This window comes from Glutamicibacter sp. 363, from assembly GCF_052379505.1.
GTDB lineage: Bacteria > Actinomycetota > Actinomycetes > Actinomycetales > Micrococcaceae > Glutamicibacter.
In genome coordinates, this window is the sequence record NZ_JBQSYR010000001.1 from 219,466 (window position 1) to 245,510 (window position 26,045).

Consider the following 26,045-nt stretch of genomic DNA (forward strand, 5'->3'; position numbering starts at 1 on the left):
AACCTTAGTTGGAAGCGGCGATCTGGCGCAGGACGTACTGCAGAATGCCACCGTTGCGGTAGTAGTCTGCCTCGCCTGGGGTATCGATGCGCAGGTCGGCGTCGAACTCGGTGACCTTGCCGTCTTCGGCGGTAGCGGTCACCTTCAGGGTCTTCGGGGTGGTGCCGTTGTTCAGCTCGGTCACGCCGGCAATCGAGAAGCTCTCGGTACCGGTCAGACCCAGCGACTCAGCGGACTCGCCCTGTGGGAACTGCAGTGGCAGAACGCCCATGCCGATCAGGTTCGAGCGGTGGATACGCTCGAAGGACTCGGTGATGACGGCCTTGACACCCAGCAGCGCGGTGCCCTTGGCAGCCCAGTCACGCGAGGAGCCCGAACCGTATTCCTTGCCGCCAAGCACGACCAGCGGGGTGCCGGCAGCCTTGTAGTTCTCCGCTGCGTCGTAGACGTACGACTGTGGAGCGCCGTCCTGGGTGAAGTCGCGGGTGAAGCCACCCTCAACGCCGTCCAGCAGCTGGTTCTTGATGCGGATGTTCGCGAAGGTACCGCGGATCATGACTTCGTGGTTGCCACGGCGTGAGCCGTAGGAGTTGAAGTCCTTGCGATCCACACCGTTTTCGATCAGGTACTGTCCGGCCGGGGTTTCCGACTTGAACGAACCTGCAGGCGAGATGTGGTCGGTGGTGACCGAGTCGCCCAGCTTCAGCAGCACGCGAGCGCCGTCGATGTCGGAGACCGGCTGTGGTTCGGCGGTCATGCCATCGAAGTACGGAGCCTTGCGCGCGTAGGTCGACTTCTCGTCCCACTTGAAGGTTGAACCCTCTGGGGTGTCGAGCGCCTTCCAGCGGTCGTCGCCCTCGAAGACACCTTCGTAGCCCTTGGCGAACATGCCTTCGTCGATCGAGGAATCGATGATTTCCTGGACCTCGACAGGCGATGGCCAGATGTCTTTCAGGAAGACGTCGTTGCCCTCGTTGTCCTTGCCCAGGGAATCGGTTTCGAAGTCGAAGTCCATGGTGCCGGCCAGTGCGTAAGCGATGACCAGTGGCGGGGAAGCCAGGTAGTTCATCTTCACGTCTGGGTTGATGCGGCCTTCGAAGTTTCGGTTACCCGAGAGCACCGCGGTGGCTGCGAGGTCGTTGGCGTTGATGGCCTCGGAGATCTCTGCATCCAGTGGACCGGAGTTACCGATACAAGTTGCGCAACCGTAGCCTACGACGAAGAAGCCGAGCTTCTCCAGGTATGGCATGAGGCCGGACTTCTCGTAGTACTCGGTGACGACCTTCGAGCCTGGGGCGACCGAGGTCTTGACCCATGGCTTGGAGGCAAGGCCCTTTTCGGCGGCGTTGCGTGCAAGCACCGCTGCAGCAAGCATGACCGAAGGGTTCGAGGTGTTGGTGCACGAAGTGATCGAAGCGATCGAAACCAGACCGTGGTCGATGGTGAACTTCTCGCCATCTTCCTTGGTGACCTCAACTGCGGTCGATGGACGGCCAACACCCTGGGTGTCTTCGGCGTTCGATACGTAGTTGTGGATGTCCTTGCGGAACTGTTCCTTCGAGCCCGATAGCTCGATGCGGTCCTGCGGACGCTTCGGGCCGGCGATCGATGGTACGACGGTGGACAGATCCAACTCGAGGTATTCGCTGAAGCGAATCTCGCGGTTTGGATCGTGCCACATGCCCTGTTCCTTGGCGTATGCCTCGACCAGGTCCACGTTCTCCTGGCTGCGGCCGGTCAGGCGCAGGTAGTCCAAGGTGACGTCGTCGATTGGGAACATTGCGGCGGTCGAGCCGAACTCTGGGGACATGTTGCCGATGGTTGCACGGTTAGCCAGCGGCACTGCTGCCACGCCTTCGCCGTAGAACTCAACGAACTTGCCAACCACGCCGTGCTTACGCAGCATTTCGGTGATGGTCAGCACCACGTCGGTTGCGGTTGCGCCGGCTGGGATCGAGCCAGCGAGCTTGAAGCCGACAACGCGAGGGATCAGCATGGACACTGGCTGGCCGAGCATTGCTGCCTCGGCCTCGATGCCGCCAACGCCCCAGCCCAGCACGCCCATGCCATTGACCATGGTGGTGTGCGAGTCGGTGCCGACGCAGGTGTCCGGGTAGGCACGAAGCACGCCGTTGACCTCACGGGTCATCACGGTGCGAGCCAGGAACTCGATGTTGACCTGGTGCACGATACCGGTGCCCGGTGGGACGACCTTGAAGTCGTCAAATGCGGTCTGGCCCCAACGCAGGAACTGGTAACGCTCGCCATTGCGCTGGTATTCGATTTCCATGTTGCGCTCGACGGCGCCGGCGAAACCGAAGGTGTCGATCTGCACGGAGTGGTCGATGACCATTTCGGCAGGTGCCAGCGGGTTCACGCGGGTAGGATCGCCGCCGAGTTCCTGTACGGCTTCACGCATCGTGGCAAGGTCAACGATGCAAGGCACACCGGTGAAGTCCTGCATCAGGACGCGCGCCGGGGTGAACTGGATTTCGGTATTCGGCTGAGCCGATGCATCCCACTGGCCCAGGGCCTTGACGTGATCTGCGGTGATGTTCGCGCCATCTTCGGTGCGAAGCAGGTTCTCCAGAAGAACCTTCAAGCTGTAGGGAAGGCTGTCTGAGCCTTCGACCTTGTTCAGTCGGTAAATTTCGTATTCGGTTCCCTTGACGTCAAGTACGCCTTTGGCACCGAAACTGTCCACTTTACTCATTGGGACTCCTCTCGCCAGACACTCATTCTTTATGCATACGTAAACATAATTCCAGTTAGGCGTTCCTAACTGAGTTAGTCATGCTTGTATCGCTGCAGTGCTAAAAACAGTCTATCCGTTCCTGAAAGAAAATGCCGGATCCGCAGAAAGTTACCCGCAAATTCGTGTTCCAGCGGACGCAAACCATCGTTTAGCGGCGCACAAACAGGCCTATCGATTCCATATGGTGAGTATGCGGGTATAAATCGTGAATCTCCATGTGATCTAATTCGTAGCCACGTGCCATCAAACGAGCCGTATCACGGGCAAAAGCAGCCGGGTCGCAGGAGACGTAACAAATGCGTGGAACACCGCTTGCTGCCAGTTCCGCGGCGGACTGTTTGTCCAAACCGGTGCGCGGAGGATCGAGAACAACCGCACCCAGATCTGCTTCGCGAGCCAGCTGGCGCATCAGCCGTTCCACGCGTCCACGGGTCACCGTCACCTGACGCACCTCGGCCAGGTTCTTTTTCGCATCCGCATGAGTTCCTGGCGCACCTTCGATGCTGAACACTCGTCCGTGCTGACCCACAGCTTCCGCCAGGGGCAGCGAGAACAAGCCCGCACCGGCATAGAGGTCGGCAATGACCTCGCCCGGTTCCGGCTGGGTCAGGTCCAGCACTCGTTCGGTCAATAACGTGGCCGCCTGACGGTGCACCTGCCAGAATCCCTCGCCGGTGATCCGGAAAGTCTTGCCAAGCACCTTTTCGGTCAACCAGCTGTTGCCCACAATGGTCTGCAGCTCGCCCTTGCCATCGGCGGCAGAACCACCGATCTGGCTGAACGCCGCAACGTTCACCCCTTCGGGCAGCTGCTGCGCCACCCGCTTTGCGGCACCCGGACGCAGCTCCGAGAGCAAGACCAGAACGGTTGAGTCATCCTCGCTGGAGACCGCCGCCTCCACCCGGTCAATCCCTGTGAAATCCACCGAATACAAGCCGATGGCCTCGATTCCCGGATGCGCCAAGGGCATTTGGCTGATTGCGGTGAGTTCGTTGCTGCGAAAACCGCTCATCGCCAGCCGCCCGTCTTCGGTGACCGAGTACGACATCCTGGTACGCCAGCCCAGACCGGTGGAGTCGCCCGCAACGGCCTGTACCGCCGGGAAGTTATAGTCTTCCGCCTTCAAGCCGCCTAAGCGAGTCAGCTGTTCGGCAGCCACCTGGGCTTTGAGCTCGCGCTGGTAGTCCAGGGACATATGTCCGAATTCCGCTCCCCCAACCGGGTCACGGTACTTCAACGCGTCGGCCTGTTCCCAGACGTGCGACACCCGGTGCTCGCTCGCTTCGAGCACCTCAACGACGTCGGCACGCCAGAACTTGGCGCTCTCGCCCGAATCGGTCAGGCGTACATTGACCAGTTCGCCGGGGATGCCGTGGCGGACGAAAATTACCCGCCCTTCATGGCGAGCTACGGTGTGTCCACCATGGGCAATCGAACCTAACCGCAGCTGCAGGGTTTCGGTGGCGTTCATAAAAGTTATCCTTCGTGAGGTGTTGAATGCCGGTGTGCCGAGGATTCCTCGGTCGGGCCACCGATCAGTGCTTCGGATGAGCTCAGCAGGCGCCAAGGCACCGAAGCGATGAGCACTCCAGGTTCGTAGTGCAGGCGGTTCTTCACTCGCTGCGCGGTCTGGTTATGCACCAGCTGTTCCCACCAGTGCCCGACCACATATTCGGGAATGTAAACAACGATGAGGTCGCGGGGAGATTCACGCTTGATCGACCGAATATGTTCGATTAGCGGTCCGGCAATTTCGCGATAGGGCGAAGCAAGCGCGGTGATCGGCACGGGAATGCGCAAACGGTCCCAGTCGGCCAACGTATGCTCGGTCTTCTCCGCTTCGATATCCACGATGATCGCTTCTAATTTGGAGGGGCGTGAGGCTCTCGCGAAAGCGAGCGCACGCAGCACCGGTTTGCGCACCGTGGACACCAGCACCAGGGCATGGACTCGGGCTGGCAACGCGGTCGCCGAATGCTCGTCGGAGACCGCCAGTTCGTCGTCAACCTGCTGATAGTGACGCTGCAGGGACTCCATGATCAAGGTCAGCGCCACAATGCCGAGCACCGCAAGCCAGGCGCCGTGAACGAATCGGGTCGCGAGCACAACCACCAGCACCAGCAGCGAAAGAATCAACCCGATCAGGTTCAGCAGGCGCTTGCGTTGCTTTGCGGCGCGTACCTTGCGATCGGTGACGGTGATCAACACGCGAGACCAGTGCTTGAGCATCCCGAGCTGGCTGAGCGTGAAGGAAACGAACACCCCGACCACGTAGAGCTGCACCAGAATCGTCACATCACCGCTGAACAGCAAGATCAGCACGATCGCAGCGGCGCCGAGGGAAAGGATTCCGTTCGAGAAACCCAAGCGGTCGCCACGGGTGCGTAGCTGACGCGGCAGGTAGCCATCGCCAGCCAAATGGCTGGCGAGGTTGGGGAATGAATTAAATGCCTGGTTGCCTGCGAGCAGCAAGACTGCGATGGTCAGCAGGGACACCACAACGGTACCGAGGAAGAAGTCTCCGAAGACGGCTTGGGCCAACTGCCCCAAGACCGGGACTTGCACGTAATTTTGCGAGATTGGCTGGCCGGCGAGCATCAATGAGGCCTGCGGATCGGCGACGACCTTGATTCCCGTGGCTCGCGCGAGCATCAGCGTTCCAAGCGTGAGCACCCCGGAGAGCAGACCCATCACCAACAGAATGCGCCCGGCGTTCCGGGCACGGGGCTTGCGCAGGTGATGCACATTTGAAATGGGCACTTCGATACCGGTCAGCGCCGCCGAACCGGTGGAGAAGGCGCGCAAGATCAGCAAGGCGCCAAATACGCCGTGCATGCCGGTCTCAAATTCCTGTTCCGGAACAATGTTGAACTCCGCGCTCGGCGCCAGCCCCAGGTTTCCGGTCAGCGCCAGAACCCCGCCGATGGCGATCATTGCCAGCATTCCGCCGGCGAATAGGTACACCGGGATGGCCAGGGACCAACGCCCCTGTCCGCGACCGCGGAGGTTCGCGACGACCAAGAATGCCACGATCGCCGAGGCCACCCAGGCCCGATGCTCTTCCAAAGCAGGGAAAACGCCCGAGAGGTACTGTGCGGCCGAAGAGCTGGACACCGCAACGGTGAGCACGAAGTCAACCAGGAGGGCCGAGGCCACGGTCGTCCCGGAGCGCGGCCCGAGGTTTTTCCGGACGATCTCATAGTCGCCGCCGCCCGAGGGGTAGGCCTCCACGGATTGCCGGTAGGACAGCACGAGGACTAGCAGCACGACAAGTACCGCCACGCCTACCGCCGGCGAGAGCATTGTCGCGGCAATGCCCGCCATGGCTAGGGTCAGCAGAATTTCGTCCGGCGCATAAGCCAAAGAAGATAGCGCGCTGGAAGAGAATATCGGCAGGGCGATCTTAGGTGGGAGCGGCTTACGTTTGAGCTGTTCGGTGCTAAACGGCCGGCCCACGAGGATCCTTTTAAGACCATCAAATAAAGCAGGCACGAGATAACGTTATCGCAGGGCGCGCCATAGGCAGTACCCTCGTCTCAGGCGCGTGGTTCGCGGCGCGCTATTGTTACTTGCGTGGCTGTGAACTGCGCAGCACGCAGAAGTTGCACTGGTGGCAAGGAAACAAGGAGTTGGCGGTGGCGCACTTTGTGATCATGGGTTGCGGACGCGTAGGCGTTGCGCTGGCCCATACGCTAGACGAAGCCGGACATTCGGTGGCGGTCATCGACCAGAATCCTGAGGCTTTCCGCCGGCTGGGACAAGAATTCTCGGGAACCAAGGTTGTCGGATTGGGCTTTGACCGGGACACCCTGGTGGAGGCGAAAATTGACGAGGCCTATGCCTTTGCGGCCGTTTCCAGCGGTGATAATTCCAACATTCTCGCCACTCGCGTGGCCCGGGAAAGCTACAACGTGCCGCATGTGGTGGCGCGAATCTACGACCCGGGACGCGCCGAGATCTATCAACGCTTGGGAATCCCCACGGTGGCAGCGGTCCGCTGGAGCACCGATCAGGTCCTGCGGCGCATCCTTCCCGAGTATTCCATCCGTGGCGATTACCGCGAGCCCTCGGGACGACTGATGCTTACCGAAGTGGCCTTGCATCGAGGCTGGTACGGGCACCTGGTCAAGGAGCTCGAAGAAGCGGCCGGGGTTCGGGTCGCCTACCTGACCCGTTTCGGCGAAGGAACCATCCCAGAAAGCCGCACACGGCTCCAAGGCGGTGACTTGGTCCATGTCATGATGCGCCTTGAAAAAAGCAAAGATGTGGAAAAAGTCCTTGCCAACGCGCCGATTCCCGTCAGCGACTGAACGAGAGAGCTAAACACGTGAAAGTAATGATTGCCGGGGCCGGATCCGTTGGTTCGTCTATCGCCCGTGAGCTTGTACTGAATTCCCATCAGGTGCTCATTGTCGATCCGAAGGCCGAGATGGCTGACCGCGAAGATCTGGAAAACGTCCAGTGGCTCATCGGAGACGCCTGCGAACTCGCGGTCTTGCAACGAGCCAAGCTCGAAGAATTCGATGTGGTCGTCTCGGCCACCGGCGATGACAAAGTCAACCTGGTGGTCTCGTTGCTGGCCAAAAGCGAATTTGGTGTGCGTCGAACCGTGGGGCGCGTAAACCACCCCAAGAACGAATGGATGTTTGACGACGCCTGGGGCGTGGATGTGGCGGTGAGCACCCCACGGCTGATGACTGCCCTAGTCGAGGAGGCGGTAGAAGTTGGAGACTTGGTACGGCTGCTGACGCTCAAAAGCGGTGAGGTGCATATGGTCGAATTCACCGTGCCGCACGACTCGGCACTGATTGGACGCACCCTGGGACGTGTCACCTGGCCTCAAGACACCACCATCGTGGCGGTGGTGCGTGATAAGGCGCCGTTCCCGCCCAGCGATGATGATGTGATCGAGGGCGGAGACGAAATCTTCTTCATCACCACTCCCGAGGCTGAAAGCCCGTTGCGGCGCACCCTGCGCGGAGCGGCCCGTTAGTTCTGCTGCCGAGGCTGCTCCGGCTGAATGTCCTTGGCCGGACGGGATACCAGCCAGGCGAACCAGAGCCCAGCGGCATACAGTGGGGCGCCCATCAGCGCGCGGGCAAGGCCCAGGGCCACCACATTGTCGGCGAAGTACATCGGCAGCTGCACCGCGAGGCGTGCAATGAATACACCGATGATGATCCACGTCGCGACGCTGTAGCGGCGCAACCTTGCCGGCTGGGTACGCCAAGCGGTTCCCTCGTTGCGGATGAATCCGAAGAGCACCCCGGCCAGTGGCCACCTGACGATAATCGAAATCAGCAGTGCGAGCAGATAACCGGCGCCGATGAAGAAGCCTGGAACATAGTAGTCCTTGGCTTCACCGGTGGCACGAGCCGCGAAGGCGCAGATCAGAATCCCGATGAGTCCGCTGGCGGCCTGCATCAGCGATGACTTCTTCGCTAGGCGCACGATCATGAACAGCACACCGAGCCCGATCGAGGCGATCAACGCCCACGAAAGCTCTAGGCTGAGCGCGTACACCATGACGAAGACGAAACCCGGAAGCACCGTCTCAACGATGCCGCGGGGACCGCCAACGCTGGCGATGACATCGATCCCGCCATCGGCATTTTGCGCCAGCTTTGCGTTCTGTCCGAGATTCGAAGCGAACGAGTGCTCCTTGTGGCGTTGCGGCTCGTTCAGCTGTTCTTCGTTGTTCATGCTTCTCACTTCTGCCTCGGTCACGGTGCGGGACCTGCATATACGGCAACTATAGAACCCACAACCTAGCGGCGGTTGACCGGAACGATCAGGTACCGCGGGTTGAAGATGCTGGGGACGTGATCCACCAGCGCAACCATGCCCGCATATTTGATTTTTACTCCGGGTTTAATCCCGGGTACCTGCTTTTGGCCCATGAACAGCAGCTTTACATGCGGAACGGTGCCACGGCGCCCACCAACTCCAGCCAGCCGGTCCACCACGACGGCGGTCAGACGCGGTGGCGTGTTGGGGGCCGAGTAGCTGACCGACTGGATGTACCCGAGGTGCTCCACTCGCCCCTTTACCGGCAACTCGGACAGGGACTCCAAACGCAGATGTGCCGGCCTGACTTCCCTGCTGCCAAGGTGGGCCTCCAAAGGGCCGGGCTCGCAGGACATGCCATTAGCCGATCTGGGTAATTTCAGGGCCACGTTCCGGACGGGTGATTCCCGGCTCAGCTGTCTCGGCTTCAGGTGTCTCGGCGCGGGTTGTGGCATTGCTCGGCACGTTCAGTGGAAGTAGCTCCGCCGGCGGTAGCGGCTTGTCGCCGCGGTTGATCACGACGCTACGCAGCAGTTCATCAACGATCTTGGTAGCTTCCTCATCGGCAATTGCGGCGCCGCCAACGACAGCGCGCAGGAACCAACGCGGACCGTCGACGCCCACGAAACGCAGGGCGACGTGTCCGGCACGTCCGTCCGGCAGTTGCTGCGGAACCTTGGCGAGAAGCTCTTCGCCATATTCTCCCTCGCGGGTGAAGATCTCACCCTTCTGTCCGTGGATGTCGCCGGTGATCTTTTCACGGATACCGGGCCACAAGGAGTCCGACTTCGAGGCAGCGAAAGCCATCAGTTGAACGCGCGATTCGGCGATCTCCAGCGAAACCGCCACAACCCGCTGATTCGCCTGTTCGACATCCATGCGCACCTTCATGCCAGGGATCGGCTTGACGAGAATCGAACCAAAGTCGAGGTAGCTATCGGTTTCGGGCACGTCGCTGATGTCGAATGGGCCGCTGGTAGAGGTGGGCTCCGGAGTGCTTTCCTCGACGGTTGGCTCTTCGACCGGCTGTTCTACCGACTTCTTACGCTTGAAAAACATGATGTCCTTAAAGTTTTGCGCTCTTACACCAAGGGTACTTACTTAGCGTTGAATCCGCCTGTTGAACCGAAACCGCCGGTACCGCGAGACGTCTCGTCGAGGGACTCGACCTGCTCAAAATGGGCTAGTTCGACTTTCTGGATAACCAGCTGGGCGATACGATCGCCGCGGCGAACTTCAAAGGCATTGGAGTTGTCCGTGTTCAACAGTGTGACCATGATCTCGCCACGGTATCCGGCATCAACAGTACCCGGTGCGTTGACGACGGTAATACCGTGCTTCGCGGCCAAACCACTTCGCGGATGAACGAGGCCGACATATCCGTGCGGAAGTGCCAAGGCGAGCCCGGTAGGGATCAGTGCGCGTTCCCCCGGCTGGAGCACTACGTCACCACGGGCATGCAGATCAGCACCTGCATCAGAAGGGTGAGCGTAGCTGGGGGCCGGGAGCTGCGGATCGAGCATCTTGATTCTGATTGAAATCGTGGGCTCATTCATGAGTTTTTCTAATCTCCCGGTAAATCGATTGGTCGTTTTCCACCTGTCCAACTCTATCGCGCGCCGCCAAACGGTTGCGCCAGTGAATCCGAGCGGTTATTCAACTCCGAAAAATTGCCTAAACTGGTTGGTATGAGTACTCCCAGCCCAGAGGCTTCAAATGTTCTATTTCGTGAAAAGCTATGGCCTTCGGTCGGCACATGGATTTGGCCTTTACTAATCGCGATCACCGCCGGCATAGCGGTCGCCCCGATCAGTGTCCCTTGGGGTATAGCGATCGGGCTCTTTGTCTTGGTCGGCATCGCAGTGATCTTCTTGCTTAAGGTCCCTACCCTGGAAGTCACCGAAGAGAGTCTCACCGTGGGCCGCGCTACCATTGAGCGAAAATTCGTCGGCGAGGCGATCGGCTATCGCGGCGAAGAAGCATTTAAGCAGCGTGGCCAGAAGCTGCATGGACTAGCATTCATGAACTTGCGCGGCTGGCTCGATGCGGTAGTTCGCATGGAGGTCACCGACCCGCGTGATGAGACCCCCTACTGGATCACTTCCACCCGTCGCCCCGAAGAGCTCACCGCGGCTCTGGGCGGTGTGATGTATGAATTCACCGAGGAGGCTCAGCGTGAATCCACAGCACAGGAGGCCAAAGAGGCAACCCAGTTTCGCGCTCCGGAATCTACCGAAGAACAGTCCTAACCCGTAGCCCCAAAAAGTTTATTTCTTGCATCGAGTGTTGGGGCTTAGCCCTCACACTCGGTGCAATATTTTTGTCCTTGATCTTCGCGGGCAAGCTGGGAACGGTGGCGCACCATGAAGCACGAGGCACAGGTGAATTCGTCGGCTTGCTCCGGAATGATGTCCACATTTGCTTCGTCTTGACCGGCTTCTCCCCCGGGCAAAACATAGGCTTCGGCAAGCTCGGCTTCGCTTTCATCGATCAGGTTCGCGGTCGCGGCGGTGCCCAATTTTTTCGCTGCGGCCAGCTGCTCGGCGCGGGACTGGTCTTGGCTGGTCTCACGTGAGGCAACATTTTCGTTGGCCATGATCGTATTTCACTCTTTTCCGCTGGCGGTAATCTCGATACGTGGCACTTGTTGGTAAACACCAGTACCGGCCTAAAAGTATAACGTTGAACTGCGCCGAACATTCCCGCCAGTGACACATCAGCCACAAAGTGATATGAACTTGCGAGTATTCTTGCGCCACACCCGGGGCGGTAATAGGAAATCAGGGTCATAAGTGGCAGAGTTTCACTCAGGAAATAGACCGTGTGGAGGGTAGTAATGCGTCAGCTGAGACTGGTAGGAATTCATGAAAATGGTTCCAGCCTGCAGGTCAGCAGCGACGATGGGATGAGCTTTGAGCTTTCCGTCGACGATGCGCTGCGCAGTGCAATGGCCGAAATCGCCCGAGCTCGGGCGCCGCGAAACCGCGATGAGTCTTCGGTTCATTCGCCGCGTGAGATCCAGGCACGAGTACGTGCTGGAGCTTCCGCTTACGATCTGTCCTTGGAATGGAATGTTCCGGTTGAACAGATCGTCAAGTATGAAGGCCCAGTGTTAGCAGAACGTGAGCACATCGCTGAATTGGCTCGTCGGGTAGAGGTTTCCGGGCCCCAAACCGATGCCGAGTACCGCGAGATTTTCGGTGAAGAACCGGCGGACCTTGGTTCGATGGTGACACATCGTTTGCACCAGCTCAATATCGACGCCGAACACGCACGCTGGAACTCTTGGAAGGACCCTGAGGGCCAGTGGATCGTAACGGTGGAGTTTGATTCTCCGTTGCCATCAGAAAACGTCGAGTCGCTGGCCAACGGTTCGGCGGACGGCAAGGAAAATGTCGCCAAGTGGGCTTTCACCCCGGCGCGCAAGTCCTTGAAGAACCTTAATCGTTGGGCGCAAACGCTCAGCGAGCAGCAGGCACCAGAGTATTTTCGTCCCATCGCAGCCGTAGGTCAGGCCGAGCAGCCGGCCACACCAATTGGCAGCGCAGACAATAACGACTCCGAAGAATTAGTCAGCTTGCTCAATTCCCGTCGTGGCCAGCGTGCCCCGGAGGATCCTGCGAAGGATGACCGGTTGAACGAGATTATTGAACGCAGCATGAGCAAGTATGAGAACGACGATGAGGAGTCATTCCCCCATCTGTCGCAAGGCATCTCATCTCGGACTTCGCAGTTGACGGTAGTCACCGACAGGGAAGACTCCAACGACGCAAGCCAGGAACCCGAACTTTCTGCCGAGGATTCCTCCCCGCGCAAGCCGAAGCGTTCTTCGGTTCCAAGCTGGGATGACATCATGTTTGGAAAGCGCAAGAAGGACACCGACTCTTAAACGAGCCGCTTCCGCACAAAGCTAGAGGCACTGCACAAAAGTTTTCAACTTTGTGCAGTGCCTCTAGCTTTACTGGTCTGAAATCGACTTTTCAGCGAATTACTTGGTGCGATGCGTAAACAGCGGCACGAAGCGCTCACCGGCGGTCAGCGAGCCATGCTGGCCAATCATGTCAAAGGCCATCGGAGCCACCCGCCGCCCATCGTAGAACGCGATCGCTTCGGCTGCCATGATGATCAAGTCGCCCATGCGAGCGGCATGGGCATCAGGGATCTTGCCGAAGTACCCTAGATCGATCGCTTCCTCGCGGCTGAGCACCCAGGCCTTCGAGCCGTAGGCCCGTTGCCATGCGTCGCGTACCTGCTGGCGTTGCCCGTCGCTGGTCGCCGCGGCAAAAGTTAAATGCACGCCGCGCGGTTCCCCACTGGTGAGCTCGACTCCCTCGATGAGTTCCGGTTCGAGGCTGAAATCGATGCGCTGTGATTCAGGGACGTCGACCATTCCGTGGTCACCGGTGATCAGCACGGTGGTCTCTTCCGGCAATCGGGAGACCAGCGATTTGATGACGTAGTCAATTTCTTCGAGGGTGTCGCGCCACTGGCTGGAATCCACACCGAATTTGTGGCCGACTTTATCTAGTTCATTAAAGTAGGTATACACCAGTGCGTTGCGGTGGCTGGCAAAAACTTCTTGAGTGGCCCGGGCCCGTGCGGTAATTTGTTTTGCCGCCACAAATTTCGGTCCGCGCAAGGCGGCACGGGTCAATGCAGAATTCGCAAAGAGGGGCAATGAAACCGAAGCAACATGGATGCCGTGTTCATGGACTCGCTCAAATACCGTGGGAACGGTCTGCCAGGATTCTGGCTTCAGGTCCGCGGGCCAGCCGCCAAGTTGGTTAACTACTCGCCGGCGCTCGGGATCGACCACGTCATAGCCGAGCATGCCATGCTCGCCAGGTGCCACACCTGTGGCCAGGCTGGTCAGGCTCGTCGCGGTCGTCGAAGGAAAACCGGTGCCCAGCTTCTGCGCTCGCTCAAAGAGTGAACGTAGGAATGGGGCGTGCGCCGCGTGAGATTTGAACTGATTCCAACCCAGCCCATCAACCATGATCATGCTGACCCGTTTAGTGGGTTTCAGCCCCAGCGGATTCAGGTAGCCGGGAACGCCTAGTGCGTGGGCGGCGGAAGGGAGGATTTCCGACAGTGTCGTTTTCCCGTAGGCAGGGGCCGCAGGCAGGGCCTGCGGCGGCGTAGGCAAAGCGGGGTCACTCAAAATTTGGCTCATACGCAATCAGATAGTTTCTTGTCGCAAACGCACCGCGAACTCGCGTGCCTTGTTGACCGCGCGCTGCCCGTCGGCCTCTGCGCTAACCCGAATCACCAAGTCCTCGGGTTGCGCGGTTCCGTTCAGCCCATGATCTGCATCGCACTGCGGATCGGTGCAGGGAGCAGGGGCGAGGTCGATTCGGCTCGTCCCGTTCCATGACATGCCGAAGGTCAACTCACGCACCTCATCGCCTGTGCGGTAATGCTGTGGCTGGTGATAGACATAATTGGTAGCGACCGAGGCGATACGTCGCAAAGAGATCATTTCGGTCGAGACCTGAGCCACGACATTATTGCCGTGGTCATCGAGCTGCTGATCGTCTACGTGGATGATGAACAAGACTTTTTCGCTGAGCACCAAGACCGTGATGTGGCGGTGCACTTCGGTGTGGTCGAAGTGCGTCTCCAGATGGACATAGTGGTCAAGCACCGGTTGGGACATCATTGCTTCGGCTAGGACGTCCTGCACCATCTGCGGGTAGAAGCCGGCCCTGACCAGGTCGTGCTGCAATTCAGCACCAGCGGTAGTGGAATACGTTGGTGAGTTCATAACCTAATTCTACCGAGTGCAACGGACCAATTCATCCAAGCCACCCCTCAGCTCAACTTCGCAGGGCCCGTCGCACGCTATCGGTACGCTGTTCGGTATTGCCGATCTTCATGCTGACCCCCAGGACACTCAGCGAATCCTGAGCCACGCTAACCGGCGCAAAGTTCATAATCGTCACCGCTGGGTGATGGTCCTTGAGCATCGAGACGCGAGTGATGAAGTCTTTCAGGGATTCCAGGTCTACCGCCGGCAGACCCTGATAGCCAAGGAGCCGAACGCTGCTACGCGGGCGCCGAATCAGGTTGTCGAGGTCTTCCGTGGTCAGTGGCGCCACGCCGTGGGCCCAATCGTCGAGCAGGTTCACCGGATCGCCGCTCAGCCCAAAGGAGATCACCGGTCCGAGCAGCGGGTCTTCCACCGCCTTGATCACGCAGGCTTGTCCGGCCGGTGCCATGGATTGCACTTCGAGCGAGGTCACGTCGTACGAGGCCATGAGGGCGCTCATATGTTTGAAGTTTGCCTCTAGGCTCTGCGCATCTGGAATGTTTAATCGAACGCCGCCCAGATCGAGGCGTTGGCGCATATCCGGATCGTTGGCTTTCAGCGCGACCGGCCAACCGAGCCGGTCGGCAGCCTCCAACGCTTGTTCAGCTGACCTGACCACCGTCGAATCGAATACCTTGATGCCATAGTAGCCAAGGAGTTTACTGGACTGTTCGTGGTTCAGCTCTTTCAGTTCGGTACCGACGATGTCGCCGACCAGCTGTTCAAGGTACTCATGCGCGCCGGCAACATCCACATCTGTGGGTTCCGGCAGGGCTTGAAAAGGGACATTCATCCACTGGCTATAGCCGTACGCTTTGGACAGCGCGCCAACGGCCTCGGTAGGCGAGGTAAACACCGGAATTCCTTGATGCACACCCTCACGGAATTTCGGATCCGCGATGCCTGGCATGAGGGCAATGACGGGCTTGTCCTGCCCACTGAATTCGGTCAGCACCTTGATCACCGATTGCGCGCTTATCCCGATGGCCGGAAGATGCGCCACGATCACCGAGTGCACCTGCGGGTCTTGCACCAGTTCGGTCACCCGCGCACGCAATTTCGAAATCGATCGTGATTCTCCGAGCGAGTAATCCAATTCTTCACTCTGCGCGGTGGCGAACAGGTTGCGTCCCACCGTGACATCACCGACGATTTCGGCCAGGGCCAAAGAGTTTGAGAGCACCGCTACTTGTGGTCCGGCAGGGGCCGGGAATACCGACAGCAGCGAGGCGACGTCCATGAGCTCTTCGATGGACCTCACCCGGATCACCCCGGATTGCCGCAGCATCGCATTCAACGCCGCCGGCGGGGCCTCGCCCAAGCGCACCGAGTGCCCCGGTGGTATCCGCCGGCCCATCAGGTCCGATTTAGCCACGATCACCGGCTTGCTGCGCGCCAGGCGACGGGCGATGCGGGAGAACTTACGTGGATTGCCGAAGGATTCCAAATGCATCGCCACGACGCCGGTGCGCTTGTCATCCTCGAAATACTGCATCGCGTCATTGCCTGACACATCTGCGCGCAGCCCGGCTGAGATGGCGCTGCTTTGGCCGACCGCGCGTTGCATCGCCGCGCCTTGCAAAACAATGCCCATAGCTGCCGACTGGCTGAACAGACCGACCGGCCCTGCCTGCGGCAATTCGCTTGCCAGCGAGGCGTTGAGGCGGATCTGCGGATCGGTATTGAGCACTCCCAAGGATGCTGGGCCGATGACGCGCATGCCGTTTGCCCTGGCCAGCGCCACCAGCTTGCGTTGGGCCACTAGGCCGTCGGCGGTCTCATAACCGGCGGTCATGAGAATCAGGCTTTTCACTCCGTGCGCGCCACAGTCCTGGATGGTTTCCAGAACCCGTTCTCGTGGCACGCAGATAATTGCCAAGTCCACCGGGCCGGGGACGTCGGTGATATTTCCATAACTCAGCAGCCCGCCGACCTCGAAGGCCTGCTCGTTGACGGCATAGATGGTCCCGGTAAATCCGCCTTCGACGAGCCGGTCCAGCACGTCGTGGCCGATACTCCCCCAGGCGCGGCTGGCACCGATCACCGCTACGGCGGACGGTGCGAGGACCCCGGCAACGCTGCTCGCTTCGGCACGGTGTTCTCGTGCTTCGGTGACTTCCTTCGATTTCTCGGTGGGGCTGATGGGGAATTCCAGCATGATCACCCCATCTTCGAAGTGCCGGGCCACCGCATAGCCGGCATCCGAGAACACAGTGAGCATCTTGCGGTTTTCCGGCAGGATTTCGGCGGTGAATTTGACTATGTCGTTTTCCCGCCCGGCGGCGGCAAGGTGCTCGAGCAGGATTGAACCGATCCCGGTGCCTTGGTATTCGTCCGAGACGTTGAAGGCGACCTCGGCTTCGGCCGGATTCTCCAGCCGGTCGTAGCGGCCTACCCCGATGATCTTCGAACCGCGCAGCACGGTGAAGGCCACCCGGTTGCGATGATCGACATTGGTGAACCGTTCAAGCTCTTTAGGAGTCAGCGACGACTTGTACGTAAAATAGCGTAGGTAAACCGAAGTTTCAGATTGCTGTTTATGCATGTCTTGCAAGGCTTGAGCATCTTGGGGCGTAATTGGCCGAAGATGCGCGGTCGTGCCGTCGCGAAGAACAACATCTGCTTCCCAGTGGGCTGGATATGCCGCTGAAAGTTTACGATCCACCATAGGCTTAGAATAGTCGCGCTTTCGCGTTTGCGCCCAGCTGCAACACGAAATCCGACATTTTAGGCCGTGAAGCAGCAGATGAAGGGCGAAGGCAGAGTAATGGCTCGCAAAAAAACTCCCGAGATTCCCGAGGATTTCGTCGAGAACATCGTCGATATCGATGTCACCAGCGAAATGGAATCCTCCTTCTTGGAGTACGCCTACTCGGTGATCTATTCGCGTGCGCTACCGGATGCCCGAGATGGCCTGAAGCCGGTGCAGCGACGCATCCTCTTCCAGATGGCCCAAATGGGCCTGCGCCCGGAGAAGGGCCACGTGAAGTCCGCTCGTGTGGTCGGGGAGGTCATGGGCAAGCTCCACCCGCACGGGGACACCGCGATCTACGATGCGATGGTTCGTCTGGCGCAGAGCTTCTCGCTGCGCTTGCCGCTGATCGATGGCCACGGCAACTTCGGTTCGCTCGATGACGGACCGGCCGCCCCGCGTTATACCGAGGCCCGGCTCGCGGCCTCCGCGGTGGCGATGACCGCAAACCTCGACGAAGACGTGGTGGACTTCGTCCCCAACTATGACAACCAGTTCATACAGCCCGAAGTTCTGCCTGCGGCGTTCCCCAACCTGCTGGTTAACGGCACCACCGGTATCGCGGTGGGCATGGCCACGAATATGGCCCCGCACAATCTCAATGAGGTAGTCGCCGCGGCGCAGCACTTGATCGCGAATCCGGATGCACCGGTTGAAGAACTGATGAAGTTCGTTCCGGGTCCGGATCTGCCCTCCGGCGGCACGATTGTGGGACTTGACGGCGTCAAGGACGCCTATCGCTCCGGCCGCGGCGCATTCCGCACCCGCGCCACCGTGAACCTGGAAAAGATCTCCGCCCGCAAATCCGCGCTGGTGGTCACCGAGCTGCCCTACACGGTAGGGCCCGAAAAAGTCATCGAGAAGATCAAGGACGGCGTCAACAACAAGAAGATCGTTGGCGTCTCCGATGTCGTTGACCTCACCGACCGCCACCATGGTCTGAAGCTTGTGATCGAGCTCAAGAACGGCTTCAACCCGAACGCCGTGCTGGCCGCTCTCTACAAGTACACCCCGATGGAAGACTCCTTCGGGATAAATAATGTGACCCTGGTCGAGGGGCAGCCGCGCACCTTGGGACTGCGCGAACTGCTGACCGTCTATGTGGAGCACCGTATCGATGTGGTCCGCCGGCGGACCGCGCACCGTCTGGCCAAGCGCGAAGACCGGTTGCACCTGGTCGAGGGGCTGCTGATCGCGATTCTCGACATCGATGACGTCATCGCAATCATCCGTTCCTCCGAGCAGACCGCCGAAGCCCGCGAACGGCTGATGACGGTCTTCGATCTCAGCGAACCACAGGCAAGCCACATTCTGGAACTGCGCCTGCGCCAGCTGACCAAGTACTCGCGGATCGAGCTGGAGGCCGAGGCCGAACAGCTGCGCGCTGAAATCGCCGAACTGCGCGAAATCCTGGGCGACGATCAGAAGCTGCACGCCCTGGTTTCCGCGGAGCTCGGGCAGATGGCGGAGACCTTCGGCACGCCGCGGCGCACCAAGCTGAACAAGTCCTCCGCCCTCGAACCGCTGAAGGGCACCGCTCTGCCCGAAGAGGTAGGCACCGGAAAAACAGCGAAACTGGCCCTGGAAGTCTCCGATTCGCCCTGCTTCGTGCTGCTCTCGGCCACCGGGCAGATCGCCCGCACCCATGACCGGAGCCCGCTGGACTTCTCCTCCGCACGCATCAAGCACGATGTGCTCTCCTCCCAGGTCCCCTCGACCGCCCGCGGAGAGATCGGCGCGCTGACAACCACCGGGCGGATGATCCGCATTTCGTTGATCGATGTGCCGGTGCTGCCCGAAACTCATGGCTTCCCGCAGCTGGCCAATGGTGTTCCGGTCGGCGAATTCCTGAAGCTTGAAAAGGGCGAACGCGTGGTGGCGTTGCTGCCGCTGAACCGGGTCTTCGCTCTGGGCACGCAAAATGGCGTAGTCAAACGCGTCACCCCCGATTATCCGTTGAATCGCGAAGAGTTCGAGGTGATCACCTTGAAGGACGGCGATGTCGTCGTTTCGGCCGCACCGGCCGAGGACTCCGATGAGCTGGTCTTCCTGACTCGCCAGGCCCAGCTATTGCGATTCCCCGCCACCGCCGTGCGTTCGCAGGGGCGTACCGCCTCGGGCATGGCCGGTATCAAGCTGGCCGGAGAGGACAGGGTCATTCATTTCGGCGTGGTGGGCCAGGCCAATGAGGACGCGGTCGTGGCGACCATAGCTTCCGGATCGCAGACCCTTCCGGGAACCTCGGGCCAGTCGGTGAAGCTCAGTTCCTTCAGCGAGTTCCCCGTGAAGGGACGCGCGACGGCCGGAGTGCGGGCACACCGCTTCGCCAAGGGCGAGGACTACCTGGCGCTGGGCTACGCCGGTTATGGGCCGGCCCGCGCCAGTTCGGCCGCCGGGGTGGTGCGCGCCTTGCCGACCGAATTCGCCAAGCGTGATGGTTCCGGCGCCCCGCTGGCGCAGACGATCAACATTCTCGGCGGTTCCCTTCCGGGCCAAGCTCCGGCCGGTGCGGTGGCCGGCAGTGAGCCTGGCGCGCCTGCTCCGCAGCAGAGCGACGCCGCCCCGGCCGCCAAGCCCCGGGTGAAACCAGAGCTGCATCCCGGAGAGGACACCTTGCCGTTCTCCGATGGCGGCGTGCTGCTCTGACAGGCGGCTGCTTTTAGCTGGCGGGTGCGAGGGTTCGGTCCAAGCAGATCGACCCCTCGCAGATTTCGGCCAGCTTCGGCTCGTGGGTGATCAGCACGACGGTCCGCCCGGCGAGCGCGGCACGCAGCGTGCGGATTAGTTCGGCACTTTCATCAACGCCTAGGTGCGCGGTCGGTTCATCGAGCAGGATCACCTGCTGCCCGCCGACCAGGGCTCGGGCGACCGCAAGTTTGCAGCGTTGCCCGCCGGAGAGCCGGTGCCCGCCGCTGCCGATCCGCGTCTCGAGCCCGGCAGGTTGTGCCGCATACCAGCCGGCGAGCCCTACCCGGTGCAGGATTCCGATGAGCGCTTCGTCGGACGCCGGCGCCGCGCTGTTGGCTGCCAGGTTCAGGTTCCGTCGAAGAGTGGAATCGAATAGGTGCGCTTCTTGCGGGCACCAAGCCACCGAATCCATCGCCCCTTGCTCCAGGGCGCGGTAGTTGCCGTGCTCATCGATGCTTTCCAGGCGTCCCCCGCTCGCGGGCAGGGCACCGAGCAAGGCGGTGAGCAGCGTGGATTTACCCGAGCCTGAGGTTCCGGTCAAGGCGGTCCACTCTCCGGGGCGGATCTGCGCGTCCAAGTTGCTGATCACCGGGTTACCGGGCACGTAGCCCAGTTCCAGCCCGGCCAGCCGGTAGCCGTGGACCGTGTAGCCAGGTTGCGTTGCGGTTGCGCCTGGTCGGGCAGTTCCCTGCTCCCCTACCCCGCGGCCTGCAAGCTGATCGGTCAGCTCGTGCAAGGCTCGTCCCTGCTGGATCGCGCCCAGTGCGCTAGCTGCCGGTTCTGCCAGGGACAGGGCCAGCAGCACGGCCAGGGCGGTGAACGATGCGCTGCTTTGTGAGAGGGTCACCAAGGCCGTGGCAAGCAGCACCGTGGTTAGCGCGGCCAGGGCCGGGGCGGTGCCTTGGCCATAGGCGTGGCGGCGAGCCCGGGCGGTATTCCGGCTTTCGGCCCGGGCAAGCTTGTGGAGCACCGGACCGAGGCTGCCGTAGGCACGTAGCGCTTCCTTATTGCGCAGAGTGGATAGCACCAGTTGGTTCAGCTGCAAGCGATGGCGCAGCGCCAGAGCCAGGTGCCTCCCCTCGACGAGTTTCACCAGCCAGCGCGCCGGGAAGGCCAGAAAGAGCCCGGCGCCAAGTGCTGCGTAGCCGAACTCTGGCTGGATCTGGAAAAGCACCACGGTACCAAGAGCCCACACGATCAGTGCTTGCAAGGGTGGGAAGAGCACTCGGGCAAGGGCGTCGCGTAATTCGTCGACTTCGGCGAGCAGATACCGCAGCACCACCGAGGAGCGGCTCATCATGCCCCAGCGTGCGGGGTTGGCGACCATGGCGTTCCACAGCTTTTCACGCAAGGCCCCGGCATAGCCGAGCACCGCGTCGTGGATGGCGAGTTGCTCCAGATACCTGAATACCGCGCGCCCGATGCCCAAGGTGCGCACCATGACAAAGGCGACCGTGAGGTGCAGGATGGCCGGCTGGTAGCTGGCTTCGACGATGAGCCAGCCGCTGAGCCCGGCGAGCGCAACGGCGCAGAGGATGGAGAGCGCCCCGTAGCACAGCGCCTTGCGGGCGGCCCGATAGTTGCCCATGACTTCCCGGCGTGGGTTCCACCGGGGATTGCCCTCTGGTTTCCCCTGGGGCGCGGCCCCGCCGCGCATCGGCGCCTGGGATACTGCGCGCAGGTGATCGGGCGTTGGCTGGCGGGTGCTCAGCGTGGGGCCGGTTTCGGTGATGAGCGGGTCGTGGCTGGCCACCAGCATGGCGCAATCCTCAGGTAGTTCGGCGAGCAGCCGGCGGACCGCGGCCGCGTTCTGTTCGTCCAGATGGGCCGTGGGCTCATCGGCCAGCAGCAGCCGGCAGCTGGGCACCGAGTGCAGCCGCAATAGCGCGCGCAGCACCTCGAGCCTGCGGAGTTCCCCTGGCGAGTACTCCGCTATGGCCCGAGGCAGCATGGCGCGCAGGTTCAGTTCGGCAGCTAGCCTTTCGGTCAGCTCTTTGGGCGCCTCTGGTGCGTCTTGTGCTATCTGCTCGGTTCCCGTCTGGGCGTTGAACTGCGGGTGCTGGCTGATGCATGCCAATTCTCCGGCCACAAAGATTTCCCCGCTCACCAGCTCGGCGGCGAACTCATTGCTGCTGGTTTGCGCCTCGGCGATGAGCTTGAGCAGACTGGTTTTTCCGCTACCGCTTGCGGTGCTCAGCAGCTGGCGGTCTCCGGCGCGCAGGTCCATACTGAAATCGCTATAGATCGGGTTCTGCCCCGGGTATCGAAGCGACAGTTTTCGCACTTCGAGCACATTGGCCTTGCGCATCGGGCCGGTCGGGGCGCGCAGCGAGCTGGCGGGCGTGCCCTGTATTTGTTTGCGGTAGCGTTCGTAGGCTGCGAGCCCGTCATCGGCCGCATGGTAGGCCGAACCGACCTCGCGCAAGGCGATGAACAGTTCGGGCGCGAGGATCAAGATGGTCAGCCCGGCGGCCAGATCCATGTTTCCGCCAACGAGTCGAACACCGATGAGTACGGCGAGCACCGCAACCGAAAGCGTTGAGATCAATTCCAGCCAGAAGCTGGACATGAAAACGGTCCGCAGGTTCTGCATGGTCGCGGCCCGGTAGCGTTCGCTGACCTGCGCGATGGCGTGCCCTTGGTGGCGGGCACGCCCCAATCCGAGCAGCGCCGGCAGCCCTTGGGCGAGTTCATAGAGTTGATTGGCTAGGGCGTCGAGCTTGGCCTGCGACTGCTCGATGGTGTCTTGAGTGTGCATCCCGATGAGCGCCATGAATACCGGAATCAGCGGAATTGTCAGCAGCAGCACCAGGGCACTGAGCCAATCGATCCGCAAGATGTAGATCCCCAGAAGCAGTGGGACAACCGTGGCGCCGATCAGCGCGGGAATGAATTTGGTGAAGTAGTCATCGAGCTTTTCAATGCCATGGCCTGCCAACGTCGAAGCCTCCGCCAGCGACAGGTCATTTCGCTGATCTGCAAGGATCCCCGGGCGCGAAGCGGCGGATGCGATCAGATTTGCGCGCATCTGCTCTTTCGCTCCGGCCCCCAAGCGCCGGGAGCCTGCGTTGAGTCCCCAGACTCCCACTGTGCGCAAGGCCGCCCCGCCCAGCGCCAACCAGAGCAGCAGCTGCTGGTGCGGCTGCCCGAGGGACATCTGGGTAATCCACGTGGCCAACGTGTAGGCCACGAGGATCAGCCCGCTGGTTTTGAGCACCGAGAAGGCCGCCAGCAGGGCAACCTGTCGGCGGGGCAGCAGGTCGCGAGGCAAAAAGCGGGGCGCAGACATGATCGGTTCCTTTCGAGCTGGCTAAATTACTTCACGACCGAGGTCACCAAGTGATCCTCCGGTATATGCTTTTCGCTGATGCGTTTGCGAAATACCCAGTAGCTCCAGGACTGGTAAGCAAGCACCAGGGGAACGCCGAAGGCGGCCACGATGCTCATCAGCTTCAGCGTGTAGGGCGAGCTCGACGCGTTATCGATGGTCAAATCAAAGGCTGCGTCAAGAGTCGAGGGAAGCACCACCGGGAAGGCTGCGACGAAGATCGCGGCCACCGCGGCCAAGAGCGTGATGCCCAGAGCGATGAAGGAGCGAGCTTCATGTCCCGACCGTGCGCTCATCCATGCGCCGCACACCGCGATCAGGGCCAGCCCGAGGAGTCCCCAGGCAGCGGGTGAGCGCTGCCCGAGCAGGACGACCAGGGACCACAGCAGCAATGGTGCGATGCACAGCGGGAGCCAACGGACAAAGAGCCTGCCCGAACGTGCACGGATTGGCCCGTCGGTCTTCAGCCGCAGGAAGGCGATCGAGTGGATCCAGCTAAAGGCCACCACCGCTACACCGCCGAGTATTGCGGACCAGGTGAGCCAGGCGAAGGGCCCGCCGACCCGGTCGCCATTTTCGTTCAGCGGCAGGCCGAGAGTGGTCAGGGCGAGCATTGCGCCGACCCCGAAAGCCGCAACAAGCGACCCCCAGCCCAGGGCCAGATCCCACAGTCCGCGAGTTCTGCTGCTTACGGCTTTTCCGCGGTACTCGATGGCTACCGCACGGAAGATCAATGCCACCAGCACGAGGGTCAGCGGGAGGTACAGCGCGGAAAACAGTGACGCATACCAGTAGGGGAAGGCCGCGAAGGTTGCCCCCGCGGCGGTCAGCAGCCAGACCTCGTTTCCGTCCCAGACCGGGCCGATGGTGTTGAGCAGCACCCGCTTGTGCTTTTCGCCGCCGCGGCCCAGACCGATCTGCATGCCGATGCCGAGGTCGAAACCTTCCAGAAATAGATAGCCGGTCCAGAGCACGGCGATGAGGATAAACCAGAGAGTAGGAAGCCAATCCATTGCTATCGCCTGTCTAATATGCGAAGGCGAGAACGTCGCCCTCGTCGTCGCTAGGGTCTTTGTCCGATGTCTGCTCGTGATCCCGCAGTTCCGGCATGGCCGATCCGGTGCCTCCCCGGATGTATCGGGTGAGCAGCACCAGTTCCACCACCAGCAACACCCCATAAACCAAGGTCAGCGTGATCAAGGAGAACAGCATTTCTCCGGCGCTCACGGTGGGGGAAACCGAGGCGGCGGTGTACATGAACACTTGGTCCACCCCGCCCATCTGAGGGTTCGGCGCCACGGTGAATGGCTGCCTGCCCATTTCGGTGAAGATCCAGCCCGCCGAGTTCGCGCCGAAGGGGGCTGCGATGCTCAGCAGCGCTAGCCGTGAAAGCCATTTGCTGTAGGGCACAGTCCCCTTGCGGGTGAGCCACAGCGCCAGGGCCGCAGTGACCGCCGAAAGCCCGCCGAGGGTGATCATCAGCCGGAATCCCCAGTACGTTACTTCCATCACCGGAAGGTAGCTGATCTCTTCGCCTGCATATTGCCCGAAGGCCGGGTCATCTGGGTAGTGGCTTCCGTACTTTTCCTGGTATTCGGGAATCAGCGTGTTCACGCCCTTGACCGGAGTCTCAAAGTCGCCATTGGCGAGGTAGGACAAAAGCCCCGGCAGTTCGAAGACCGCAACGACGTCGTCACAAGTGGTCGCCCCTTCGGTGCTCACGTTGCCCAGCGTGAGTACCGAGAACCCGGTTCCGTCGTGGCATGCGGCTTCGGCGGCAGCCATCTTCATGGGCTGCTGCTCGAACATGAGCTTTGCTTGTTCATGGCCGGACAGCGCAACTCCAGCGAAGGAGACCACGGCGATCACTGCGCCGATGCGCAATGAAGTGATCCAGACTTTGTGATCCTTTCGATCTCGCACCCGGCCCTTAGCCGGGTCCTCGCCGACGATGACTCGTCCATTGGCATCAACGCTGTCGATGCCTTCCTTGCGGCGGCGGTAGAGGTGGAACCAGGAGATGCCCAGCAGGAAGCCTCCGGCGACCGCGAATGCTCCGAAAATTGTGTGCGGGAAGGTCACCAGTGCGGTGTTGTTGGTGAATACCGCCCAGGCGTCGGTCATCACCGCGCGCCCGTCGATGAGCTCAGTGCCTACCGGATGCTGCATCCAGGAGTTGGCGACCAGAATGAAGTAGGCCGAAAGGATCGCCGCCAGCGAGGCGCACCAGATGGTGGCTAGGTGTATCCGCGGAGGTAGTTTTTTCCAGCCAAAGATCCACAGCCCGAGGAAGGTGGACTCGACGAAGAAGGCGAGCAGCGCCTCCATGGCCAGGGGTGCGCCGAAGACATCGCCCACGTATCGACTGTATTCGCTCCATGCCATTCCAAATTGGAACTCCTGGACGATGCCCGTAGCTACCCCCATGATGAAGTTAATGAGGAAGAGCTTGCCCCAGAACTTCGTCATGCGCAGCCAGTGTTCGTTGCCGGTTCGGTGCCAGACCGTCTGCATCACGGCAACGGTGAGTCCGAGGCCAATGGTTAGCGGCACCATCAGGAAGTGGTACACGGTGGTAATGCCAAACTGCCACCGAGCAATCTCTAATACATCCATGGATTCCTCAACTGTCCCGAGAAGTCGATACTTCATTTTCTACATGTCGTAGAAAATGCCCGTATTGCCAGAATAGACCAATTTCGACAGCTTGTAGAACTCGTGGACCACCGGAAGGGCGGCAGTTTCCTAGGGATGAAAAAGCCAAGATTCCTAGCATTGACACAGAAAGGACTTTCTGAAAGAAAAAACCCCAAGTCAACACCAAGCAGCACCACCCGCTGGCCGATCCAAGGCGGTTATCCGCAAACCCAGTCATCACTCGATATTTTTACGCCACGTAGAAATATCGGACAAACGCCTATATAAT

The 26,045-nt window shown here is 60.7% G+C and carries 19 protein-coding genes; 5 read left to right on the forward strand and 14 right to left on the reverse strand.

The genetic code is table 11. From position 1 onward, the window contains the following. Positions 1-4 precede the first annotated feature (4 nt). From acnA to ACT3UA_RS01105, 3 genes are all read right to left on the reverse strand, one after another. The gene (acnA, locus tag ACT3UA_RS01095) at positions 5-2,713 is read right to left on the reverse strand and encodes an aconitate hydratase AcnA (RefSeq protein WP_096286383.1); all 2,709 of its coding nucleotides are present in this window, start codon (positions 2,711-2,713) and stop codon (positions 5-7) included. A 190-nt stretch (positions 2,714-2,903) separates the two neighbouring features. Further along, complete coding sequence (locus tag ACT3UA_RS01100; protein ID WP_096286385.1) at positions 2,904-4,226, reverse strand: class I SAM-dependent RNA methyltransferase; 1,323 nt, start codon at positions 4,224-4,226, stop codon at positions 2,904-2,906. 5 nt (positions 4,227-4,231) lie between these two features. Further along, positions 4,232-6,247: an APC family permease gene (locus tag ACT3UA_RS01105; protein ID WP_176484181.1), complete on the reverse strand. Its 2,016-nt coding sequence runs from the start codon at positions 6,245-6,247 to the stop codon at positions 4,232-4,234. A gap of 143 nt (positions 6,248-6,390) precedes the next feature. Here ACT3UA_RS01105 and ACT3UA_RS01110 point away from each other — a divergent pair, with 143 nt between their 5' ends. Together ACT3UA_RS01110 and ACT3UA_RS01115 are read left to right on the forward strand one after the other, a co-directional pair. Next, the gene (locus tag ACT3UA_RS01110; protein ID WP_096286517.1) at positions 6,391-7,065 is read left to right on the forward strand and encodes a potassium channel family protein; all 675 of its coding nucleotides are present in this window, start codon (positions 6,391-6,393) and stop codon (positions 7,063-7,065) included. 17 nt (positions 7,066-7,082) lie between these two features. Continuing rightward, positions 7,083-7,748 carry a potassium channel family protein gene (locus tag ACT3UA_RS01115; RefSeq protein WP_096286387.1) on the forward strand — a complete coding sequence of 222 codons (666 nt, stop codon included), beginning with the start codon at positions 7,083-7,085 and terminating at the stop codon, positions 7,746-7,748. Here ACT3UA_RS01115 and ACT3UA_RS01120 read toward each other — a convergent pair. From ACT3UA_RS01120 to dut, 4 genes are all read right to left on the reverse strand, one after another. Next, complete coding sequence (locus tag ACT3UA_RS01120) at positions 7,745-8,458, reverse strand: DUF3159 domain-containing protein (RefSeq protein ID WP_096286389.1); 714 nt, start codon at positions 8,456-8,458, stop codon at positions 7,745-7,747. The genes ACT3UA_RS01115 and ACT3UA_RS01120 overlap by 4 nt on opposite strands. Positions 8,459-8,523: 65 nt before the next feature. Beyond that, a complete protein-coding gene (locus tag ACT3UA_RS01125) occupies positions 8,524-8,898 on the reverse strand; it encodes a hypothetical protein (protein WP_096286391.1) in 375 nt (124 codons plus the stop codon). A 4-nt stretch (positions 8,899-8,902) separates the two neighbouring features. Continuing rightward, the gene (locus tag ACT3UA_RS01130; protein WP_096286393.1) at positions 8,903-9,601 is read right to left on the reverse strand and encodes a DUF3710 domain-containing protein; all 699 of its coding nucleotides are present in this window, start codon (positions 9,599-9,601) and stop codon (positions 8,903-8,905) included. Between the two features lie 38 nt (positions 9,602-9,639). Next, a complete protein-coding gene (dut, locus tag ACT3UA_RS01135; RefSeq protein WP_096286395.1) occupies positions 9,640-10,098 on the reverse strand; it encodes a dUTP diphosphatase in 459 nt (152 codons plus the stop codon). A gap of 132 nt (positions 10,099-10,230) precedes the next feature. Here dut and ACT3UA_RS01140 point away from each other — a divergent pair, with 132 nt between their 5' ends. After that, the gene (locus ACT3UA_RS01140) at positions 10,231-10,791 is read left to right on the forward strand and encodes a DUF3093 domain-containing protein (protein WP_096286397.1); all 561 of its coding nucleotides are present in this window, start codon (positions 10,231-10,233) and stop codon (positions 10,789-10,791) included. A 44-nt stretch (positions 10,792-10,835) separates the two neighbouring features. Here ACT3UA_RS01140 and ACT3UA_RS01145 read toward each other — a convergent pair whose 3' ends face one another. Continuing rightward, positions 10,836-11,138, reverse strand: coding sequence for a DUF4193 family protein (locus tag ACT3UA_RS01145; RefSeq protein WP_096286399.1), 303 nt, complete (start codon positions 11,136-11,138; stop codon positions 10,836-10,838). Between the two features lie 240 nt (positions 11,139-11,378). Between ACT3UA_RS01145 and sepH the strand changes: the two genes are divergently transcribed. After that, the gene (gene sepH / locus ACT3UA_RS01150) at positions 11,379-12,431 is read left to right on the forward strand and encodes a septation protein SepH (RefSeq protein ID WP_096286401.1); all 1,053 of its coding nucleotides are present in this window, start codon (positions 11,379-11,381) and stop codon (positions 12,429-12,431) included. Positions 12,432-12,530: 99 nt separating this feature from the next. Here the strand turns inward: sepH and ACT3UA_RS01155 are convergent, their stop codons facing one another. Genes ACT3UA_RS01155 through ACT3UA_RS01165 form a run of 3 tightly spaced genes read right to left on the reverse strand, consistent with a single transcriptional unit; the run spans position 12,531 to position 17,019 of the window. Further along, the gene (locus ACT3UA_RS01155; RefSeq protein ID WP_096286403.1) at positions 12,531-13,715 is read right to left on the reverse strand and encodes an alkaline phosphatase family protein; all 1,185 of its coding nucleotides are present in this window, start codon (positions 13,713-13,715) and stop codon (positions 12,531-12,533) included. A gap of 6 nt (positions 13,716-13,721) precedes the next feature. Beyond that, the gene (locus ACT3UA_RS01160; protein ID WP_096286405.1) at positions 13,722-14,306 is read right to left on the reverse strand and encodes a DUF5998 family protein; all 585 of its coding nucleotides are present in this window, start codon (positions 14,304-14,306) and stop codon (positions 13,722-13,724) included. Between the two features lie 52 nt (positions 14,307-14,358). Continuing rightward, the gene (locus ACT3UA_RS01165; RefSeq protein ID WP_096286407.1) at positions 14,359-17,019 is read right to left on the reverse strand and encodes a bifunctional acetate--CoA ligase family protein/GNAT family N-acetyltransferase; all 2,661 of its coding nucleotides are present in this window, start codon (positions 17,017-17,019) and stop codon (positions 14,359-14,361) included. A gap of 99 nt (positions 17,020-17,118) precedes the next feature. Between ACT3UA_RS01165 and ACT3UA_RS01170 the strand changes: the two genes are divergently transcribed. Continuing rightward, positions 17,119-19,749, forward strand: coding sequence for a DNA gyrase/topoisomerase IV subunit A (locus tag ACT3UA_RS01170; protein ID WP_096286409.1), 2,631 nt, complete (start codon positions 17,119-17,121; stop codon positions 19,747-19,749). Positions 19,750-19,762: 13 nt separating this feature from the next. Here ACT3UA_RS01170 and cydC read toward each other — a convergent pair whose 3' ends face one another. Genes cydC through ACT3UA_RS01185 form a run of 3 tightly spaced genes read right to left on the reverse strand, consistent with a single transcriptional unit; the run spans position 19,763 to position 25,735 of the window. Further along, positions 19,763-23,080: a thiol reductant ABC exporter subunit CydC gene (gene cydC / locus ACT3UA_RS01175; RefSeq protein ID WP_096286411.1), complete on the reverse strand. Its 3,318-nt coding sequence runs from the start codon at positions 23,078-23,080 to the stop codon at positions 19,763-19,765. Between the two features lie 26 nt (positions 23,081-23,106). Continuing rightward, positions 23,107-24,132: a cytochrome d ubiquinol oxidase subunit II gene (gene cydB, locus ACT3UA_RS01180; protein ID WP_096286413.1), complete on the reverse strand. Its 1,026-nt coding sequence runs from the start codon at positions 24,130-24,132 to the stop codon at positions 23,107-23,109. Positions 24,133-24,145: 13 nt separating this feature from the next. Further along, positions 24,146-25,735: a cytochrome ubiquinol oxidase subunit I gene (locus ACT3UA_RS01185; protein ID WP_096286415.1), complete on the reverse strand. Its 1,590-nt coding sequence runs from the start codon at positions 25,733-25,735 to the stop codon at positions 24,146-24,148. Between the last annotated feature and the right edge of the window lie 310 nt (positions 25,736-26,045).